Raw genomic sequence first — 7,837 nt, forward strand, 5'->3', positions numbered from 1 at the left:
GCTCATCGACCATACACAAAAAGCGCGAGGCCGCAGGCGATCGCGATAACCATTGCAGTATAGGCAGTCAGGCGAAACGGAAGAATATCATCAAGACCAATGCGGATCATAATCACCCGCACCAAAATAGTGATCACTATCGCAATGAAAAGACAGAGCATCCAAGATGGGAAATATGCCCCTAACAAAGAAAATGACGGACCTGACACCGGTTATAGGTCTCCGCTAACTACGCTGCCCACGCCTCAGCGTTACAGATTCTTATTTCTATTTCATAGTTACGGTAAGCTCATAACGGCTGCAAGAAGCAAATCTCGACTTCGTTATTTTATGCTCTCGAAAAAGCACTTGATCGCGCCACAGCTAACCCTCGGAGCGATCGGTGCTTAAGCTCAGGACCGTCTCATACTAAAAGATAATAAACGGATCAAACGATTCAGTTCATCATACCTGCGTGAGAAAGTGTGCGGAAGTTGGAGGAGAACATTCGCGCACGTCAGCAAAAATGCTGTTGGGAGGACTCTTATGTCAGTTTCATCAAGTGCCAAGGTCGGCACGCAAAAAATGACGCGCGAAGAAAAGAAGGTGATTTTCGCTTCTTCGCTCGGCACAGTTTTTGAATGGTATGATTTTTATCTTTACGGAACACTGGCTGCTTTCATTGGTGCCGCGTTCTTCAATGAATATCCGGAAACAACCCGTAACATCTTCGTTTTGCTCGCCTTTGCAGCCGGTTTTCTTGTGCGTCCGTTCGGCGCGCTGGTTTTCGGACGCATCGGCGATCTGGTGGGACGTAAATATACGTTCCTTGTTACCATCGTCATCATGGGCGCTTCGACCTTTCTGGTCGGCATTCTGCCGGGATCGGCAACGATTGGCATTGTCGCGCCGGCGATCCTGATCATCCTGCGCATGTTGCAGGGCCTGGCGCTGGGCGGTGAATATGGTGGTGCTGCAACCTATGTTGCCGAACACGCACCCAATGGCCGCCGTGGCTTCTACACATCATGGATTCAGACAACGGCTACGTTGGGCTTGTTCCTTTCGCTTATGGTCATTCTGAGCATTCAGAATGTGATGACCACCGAATCCTTCGCAGCATGGGGCTGGCGTATTCCGTTCCTGGTTTCGATCGTTCTTTTGGGTATCTCCGTCTGGATCCGCTTGCAGATGAGCGAATCCCCCGCCTTCAAGAAAATGAAGGAAGAAGGCAAGACATCAAAAGCACCGCTGACAGAAGCTTTCGGACAGTGGAAGAATGCAAAAATTGCCCTGATTGCCCTTTTCGGTCTTACCGCAGGACAGGCTGTTGTCTGGTATAGCGGCCAGTTTTACGCTCTATTCTTCTTGCAGAACGTACTCAAAGTTGAAAACCAATCAGCAAATATCATGGTCGCAACGGCCCTGGTTATAGGCACTGGATTTTTCGTCGTGTTCGGCTGGTTGTCGGATAAGATTGGCCGTAAGCCAATCATCATGGCAGGACTGGCTTTGGCAGCCGTCACCTACTTCCCGCTATTCAAAGCGCTCACTCAGGCTGCCAATCCGGCGCTTGCACATGCGGAACAGACGATCAGTGCAACGGTAACGGCCGCGCCTGGCGACTGTAACTTCCAGTTCAACGCAACCGGAACGTCAAAATTCACCAGCTCTTGCGATATTGCAACAAGCTTCCTATCGCGCAGTGCTGTGCCTTATGATGTCGTGACTGGTCCTGCCGGACAGGTTGCAACCGTCAAAATCGGCGATTCAACCATAACATCTTTCGATGCCAATGCAGCCGGAGCGGATGCGAAAGCAAAGCAGGCAGCTCTGACCCACGACATCAATCTGGCGCTTCAGAAGGCTGGCTGGCCATTGGTACGCAACCCGGCAAAGGTTGCAGACTCGAAGCTTGATGCTTTCATTGCTGCAAATCCCGAGCTTGCTCTGGATGCAGGAGCGGTTCGCGCAGGTGAAAGCACAACAATGACCAATGCGGAATTGGTCAAGGCCAACATCGTCACTCAGATTGAAGCGGATGCAGCAGGTGAACCAAGCCAGGCGGTTTATACCATCCCGAATGCAGGTACATTCAAGATGGTTGCCGATCCGGCACAGATCAACTGGACAATGACAATCGCAATCCTGACCGTTCTCGTGATCTACGTCACGATGGTTTACGGACCGATCGCCGCTATCCTGGTCGAAATGTTCCCGACCCGCATTCGCTACACCGGTATGTCGCTGCCTTATCATATTGGTAACGGCTGGTTCGGTGGTCTTCTGCCAGCCACTGTCTTCGCGATGAGTGCAGCAAAGGGCGATATTTACTACGGTCTCTGGTATCCAATTATCATCGCAACGATCACGCTCGTCATCGGCATCCTCTTTGTGAAGGAAACCAAGGACGTTGACCTGAACAAAGTAGAGTAGGCGCGGCCTTCTCTACAAATGAAAACGCCGTCCCACCGGGCGGCGTTTTTTTTTGGAGCATTTCCAGCAAAAGTGCGAAGCGGCTTTGCGTGGGATAATGCGTGAAAACAAACAGATAGAGCATTTTCAACCATTCAATCAAAATAGGAAATGCTCGCGCAGCGGTCTTAGCAGATTCACAATTTGGCTTGACCGAAGTCAACAAAAAAAGCCGCTGCGCGATCTTTGCGCAGCGGCTTTTTTTTGTAACCAGACAATCAGCAATTAAGCTGAAAGCGCCTTGAACTTCGCGAGAATTGCATCGCCCATTTCAACGGTGCCAATCTTTGTTGTGCCGTCCGACCAGATGTCGGCAGTGCGCAAGCCATCATCAAGAACGCCAGCAATTGCGGCTTCCAGACGGTCGGCTTCATCGATCAAATTGAACGAGTAGCGCAGGCACATGGCCAACGATGCGATCATTGCGATTGGATTTGCAACGCCCTGACCAGCAATATCAGGTGCCGAGCCATGTACCGGCTCATAAAGCGCTTTGCGCTTTCCGGTTTTGGCATCAGCCGCACCAAGCGAAGCCGATGGCAACATGCCCAGAGAACCGGTCAGCATCGCTGCGACGTCGGAAAGCATATCGCCAAACAGGTTGTCAGTAACGATGACATCAAACTGCTTTGGCCAACGAACAAGCTGCATACCGCCGGCATCAGCCAGCATATGCTCGAGTTCAACGTCGGCATGTTTTTCCTTGTGACGTGCGGTGACGACCTGATTCCACAAGACGCCCGATTTCATCACGTTGCGCTTTTCCATCGACGTAACCTTGTTACGGCGCGTGCGCGCAAGTTCAAAAGCCACATCGGCGATGCGCTCGATTTCGTAGGTGTCATAAACCTGCGTATCGATACCGCGCTTCTGTCCATTGCCCAGATCGATAATTTCCTTCGGCTCGCCGAAGTAAACGCCACCGGTCAGCTCACGCAGAATCAGAATATCGAGGCCTTCGATGACTTCCGGCTTCAACGACGATGAATGCGCAAGTGCTGGATAGCAGATTGCCGGGCGAAGATTGGCATAAAGAGCCAAATCCTTACGCAAACGCAGAAGACCTGCTTCCGGGCGGACTTCATATGGTACGCTATCCCACTTAGGACCGCCAACAGCACCAAAAAGTACGGCATCGGCAGCAAGCGCCTTTTCCATATCCGCATCGGAAATTGCCTGGCCATATGCATCATAGGCCGAACCACCAACCAAGCCCTCATCGGTTTCAAAACCGAGATTGAGACCTGAATTGAGGAAATCGATGATCTTGCGGACCTCAGCCATTGCTTCAGGACCGATACCATCGCCGGGCAGGAGAAGGAGTTTTCTGGATGCCATTATGCCAAGCCTCTGTTTTTTCTCAGATAACAACGGATAAAATTTAACGTCCGCTATCTCTTTTTAGAGAGTGTTTCAATCTGGTTTTATCAGATCAGCACGTCTCAACCATTTGTTTTTAAACTGCACCCTGACTGAAAACCGCTTCACACTTTTCAAGATGCACCTTAAAGTTCCGCGAGGGTTATAGAACCCCCTCGCCTGGCAATCAACAACGGCAGTGCGAAATTTATGAAAAAGAACTGAGGATATGTAGAAATTATATAACAGCTTTTGACATCATGGGGCGCCGACCAAAACCATCTATTCGAGAGCGCGCGCTTCCGATGGCAGCATGATCGGAATACCGCCACGAACCGGATAGGCTAGCTTGGCTTTCTCCGAAATAAGCTCGCTGTTTTCCGCATCATATTGAAGCACACCCTTGGTCAGCGGACATACAAGCAATTCAAGCAGCTTCACATCAAGATTGCCGGTATTTTCATTCTCAACCATTGGTCTTTCCTCAATATTCATTGCAGGCGTGAGCCATAATCATCCTTGATTTTGGCCAATACCATTTCTGTAATCGCGATCAGGGTTGCAGCACGCGTTTTCAAATCCGGCGCTTCCAGAAGCGCTTGTTTTTCGGCAGGTCCGAAAGGCGACATCATCGACAATGCATTAACCAAAGTATCATTGGCTGCACGCGAAATACTCTCCCAATCAGCCTCCAGATTATGCACTTCAAGATAATCCTTGAATGCACCCAAAAGCGCCTCACGATCAATCTCGCCCAGATCACGAGGGTCTTCCAGATCGGCCAGAAACGGCGCAATGCGGCATTGGCGATAGGGCTTGCGGCTATTCACTTCTTCCAGCACCCGAAATCGGCAAATACCCTGAAGCGTAATAAGCACGCGTCCATCACCGGTTTCGGAATAAGTGGTGATGCGTCCAAGGCATCCGACCTGACTTAACGGCGGACGAGCGGCTTCATCGAACTTATCGCGATCATCCTCCTCACTATCATCCGTGTCACTCTCGTCAATGTGCGGCTGGATCATTGCGATAATGCGTTTTCCGGCAAGCGCGTCTTCCACCATTTCCAGATAGCGCGGCTCGAAAATATTGAGCGGCAACTGTCCACCAGGCAAAAGAAGCGCACCCGTTAATGGAAACACGGGTACCAGATCCGGTATATCAGCGCCCGTCCGATAACGGGCATTGCCCACCTGCATTACACTCTCCCTCTGTTCATGGCATCCTGCTCAGGAAAACAGGAGCGATGAAAGCTTGCGGCGTGCGCCAAGCGTCGCCGGATCCATATTGCCCCAGGCTTCAAAAAACTGAAGAAGCTGCTTGCGCGCGCCATCCTCATTCCAGCTACGATCCGCTTTCATAATTGAAAGCAATTCATCGGCTGCCTCTTCCCGACGCCCCTGCGCATTACGCACCTGCGCCAGATCAAATCGCGCCTGATAATCCTTTGGATCGGCTTGCACCCGACGCTCAAGTTCGACCGGATCACCAATAAGCTTAACCTGATCAGCCAGTGCAAGACGCGCTTCGATTGCACGCACGGCCGCCACATCAAGCTTGTCTTGCGGAAGGCTTGCCAGTGTTTCGCGCGCCTTATTGGCATCACCCGATTCAAGCAAACATGTCGCAAGACCAACGACCGCATCCACATTATTGGGGGCCACCTGCAAGATCGATGAGAATATCTGCGCGGCTTGAACGAAATCGCCTGCTTGCACAAGCTCATTGGCTGCATTGACAGCTTCTGTGATTGCCGCTTCCTGATCGCTCGGACCACCGATCTTGGCGATAAATTCCTTGACCTTTGAATCCGGCAAGGCGCCCATAAAACCATCGACGGGCTGGCCGTTGACGAAAGCAATAACAGCAGGAATGGACTGAATACCGAGCTGGCCTGCGATTGACGGATGATCGTCAATATTCATTTTCACCAGCTTCACCGCGCCGCCTGCTGCACGAACGGCGTTTTCAAGAATTGGGGTCAATTGTTTGCACGGCCCGCACCAGGGCGCCCAGAAATCAACCAGAACCGGCTGATTGCGCGATTCTGCCACCACATCCACCTGAAACCCTGCAGTGGTTGTATCCTTGATAAGATCATTGCTACCGCCGGGTGTCGTTGTTGACCCAAACGACACATTGCCACTCATCTGTCCGCTTGCACTTGAATAAGGATTGTTCTGGCTCGTCATCGGATATTCCTTATATCTTCCCGCTCACATATAGGGCAGCAGCATGTCGGTTTCGATACGTCAATGCATATTGTCTATCGCTATTTTCAAGCCGCGCCCCCGCTGTAAACAGTTTATACCGAAGATGCGGCCTTGGCATCCTCTGAAACAGCAAGAATACGCAGCTCATGTCCGGTTGCGGCAAGAAAGCGGATCAGATCATCGCGCTTAATGGAGGTTGTCGCCTCATTGGTCAAAGGATGACCATTGATGATGTCATTTTCCATCAGGCTTGCGTCGAGGATGATCTGAACTTTGTGCCCAGTATCATTCACCGCACCAAACACTGTCACACCGCCCGGAACAACGCCCAGATATTCCATCAGCTTCTCCGGTTTGCCAAACGATACACGACCGGCAGCCCCGATAACCTGATGGATCGATTTAAGGTCGACCACGGCATTTTCATCTACCGTTACCAGAAAGAAATTGTCCTTCTTGTCTTTAAGAAAGAGGTTCTTGGTGTGACCGCCTGCGATTTCACCACGCAGGCTCTGAGAATCGGCAACCGTGAACAAGGGCGGATGCTGCACGGTCTTAACCTCAATATCGAGGTTCCTCAGATAATCATGAAGTTGATGCGATGTCAGAGGCATGCTGATCCCTATTTCAAAAATGAGCAGACAGTTTCGACGTGCTTTATGTAAGGTTTCTATACTCTTAGTGCAAAACCAAGGCCGAGCGAAAGCCGAAGATTCGCGGATCGTCGCAAATGAATCGCCACACGCAGACATTATCAACCCGCAGAAGTGGAAACCACCAGGTGATAGATGCAAAAGTTGCACTTGCCACCTGTCCCTCGCGCACTCCAAAAGCTACTTTAAACGAAATTATATCTTTTAATTCAATACCTTGAATAAAACCCGGCTAAATAATTCAACGAAAGAGCATTTTCATCGAATTTCCCTGTTGCAATCTCAAATGTGTTGGTCCATATAGCGCTTGCCTAACGGAAATGACTTCTCTCTCAGAGAAGACTGGCGCGAGCGGGTGTAGCTCAGGGGTAGAGCACAACCTTGCCAAGGTTGGGGTCGAGGGTTCGAATCCCTTCGCCCGCTCCAGTTTTTCTGTATGTTCTTATTTGATATTACTGAAGTCCGTCCCATTCTCAGTTTAGCTTCTTTTGCATTAGAAGTAACAATCGAAAAAGTTTCTCTCGATATTTCATACCTATCGCTGAAGTCGCTGACCAGAGACATGACGAAAGAACCTCATTTGTTCGAAACCTGTGCGACCCAAGCCGCGTCGCGGGGCCATAAACTCTGGCCTACCATCAGTTTTTTCGAACACCAAGTAGGCTAACCTTGTTTACAAATTCAAACGGGCTGAGGTAACCTAGTGTCGAATGATGAGAAGAAGCTTTCCATCGCGGCATCGCCCCAGGCATTGCCGGACCGGCTCATCGAACAGGTGAACCGCGATCAGCCTGCGGCACCGGAACTGCTCGCTCGCGTATTGGCTACCCTGGTCCGAATGATCGCGTAGCGCGTCTTGCACCGTGGCGTGTGGAATTGTGTACGAAGGGCATGAATATCATCCAAATTCAGAAAAAGCCTTAACACTACAAACCAATTCTATGGGTTTGCAGAAACCAAGAAGCCATTGCTGCCCGCCCTGTTTCTATCATTGCGGCAGCGACACCGCTCCCGCCTCAAAGCGCGAGCGGTGCGAGATCCACGTTCACTGCTTCACCACTGTCAATCGGCGTTTAAACGGGACCCCTTATCGGCGTCCAAAAAGTACCCCTCCTTTAGGTTGCAAGGTTTAGCGTGCGCGGGCCCGTAACTTTAAAT

General features: G+C 50.7%; 7 protein-coding genes, 1 tRNA gene and 1 pseudogene. 2 read left to right on the forward strand and 7 right to left on the reverse strand.

The window, feature by feature from the left end; translation table 11 throughout:
* Positions 1 to 2 precede the first annotated feature (2 nt).
* Positions 3 to 209, reverse strand: coding sequence for a YtcA family lipoprotein (locus VBH83_RS15245; protein WP_265985822.1), 207 nt, complete (start codon positions 207 to 209; stop codon positions 3 to 5).
* Positions 210 to 525: 316 nt separating this feature from the next.
* Here VBH83_RS15245 and VBH83_RS15250 point away from each other — a divergent pair, with 316 nt between their 5' ends.
* Positions 526 to 2,415 carry an MFS transporter gene (locus VBH83_RS15250; RefSeq protein WP_265985823.1) on the forward strand — a complete coding sequence of 630 codons (1,890 nt, stop codon included), beginning with the start codon at positions 526 to 528 and terminating at the stop codon, positions 2,413 to 2,415.
* 264 nt (positions 2,416 to 2,679) lie between these two features.
* Here the strand turns inward: VBH83_RS15250 and leuB are convergent, their stop codons facing one another.
* The 5 genes from leuB to VBH83_RS15275 form a co-directional block, all read right to left on the reverse strand.
* Entirely contained in the window at positions 2,680 to 3,792 is a 1,113-nt protein-coding gene (gene leuB, locus VBH83_RS15255; RefSeq protein WP_265985824.1) for a 3-isopropylmalate dehydrogenase, read from the reverse strand.
* A gap of 303 nt (positions 3,793 to 4,095) precedes the next feature.
* A complete protein-coding gene (locus VBH83_RS15260; protein WP_265985825.1) occupies positions 4,096 to 4,287 on the reverse strand; it encodes a Trm112 family protein in 192 nt (63 codons plus the stop codon).
* 17 nt (positions 4,288 to 4,304) lie between these two features.
* Entirely contained in the window at positions 4,305 to 5,012 is a 708-nt protein-coding gene (locus tag VBH83_RS15265; RefSeq protein WP_265985826.1) for an LON peptidase substrate-binding domain-containing protein, read from the reverse strand.
* A 30-nt stretch (positions 5,013 to 5,042) separates the two neighbouring features.
* Positions 5,043 to 6,005, reverse strand: coding sequence for a thioredoxin (trxA, locus tag VBH83_RS15270; RefSeq protein ID WP_265985827.1), 963 nt, complete (start codon positions 6,003 to 6,005; stop codon positions 5,043 to 5,045).
* A gap of 113 nt (positions 6,006 to 6,118) precedes the next feature.
* Positions 6,119 to 6,640, reverse strand: coding sequence for a prolyl-tRNA synthetase associated domain-containing protein (locus VBH83_RS15275; RefSeq protein ID WP_265985828.1), 522 nt, complete (start codon positions 6,638 to 6,640; stop codon positions 6,119 to 6,121).
* Between the two features lie 390 nt (positions 6,641 to 7,030).
* On the opposite strand from VBH83_RS15275, the gene VBH83_RS15280 reads away from it, so the two are divergent.
* Positions 7,031 to 7,105 (forward strand) — tRNA-Gly (locus VBH83_RS15280).
* Between the two features lie 276 nt (positions 7,106 to 7,381).
* On the opposite strand, the pseudogene VBH83_RS15285 reads toward VBH83_RS15280, so the two are convergent.
* A pseudogene (locus VBH83_RS15285) lies at positions 7,382 to 7,535 on the reverse strand (IS3 family transposase); the annotation flags it as partial.
* Positions 7,536 to 7,837: the final 302 nt, after the last annotated feature.

Origin of the sequence: Ochrobactrum sp. S1502_03, assembly GCF_044435015.1 — a bacterium.
In the GTDB taxonomy this organism is placed as follows: domain Bacteria; phylum Pseudomonadota; class Alphaproteobacteria; order Rhizobiales; family Rhizobiaceae; genus Brucella; species Brucella chromiisoli.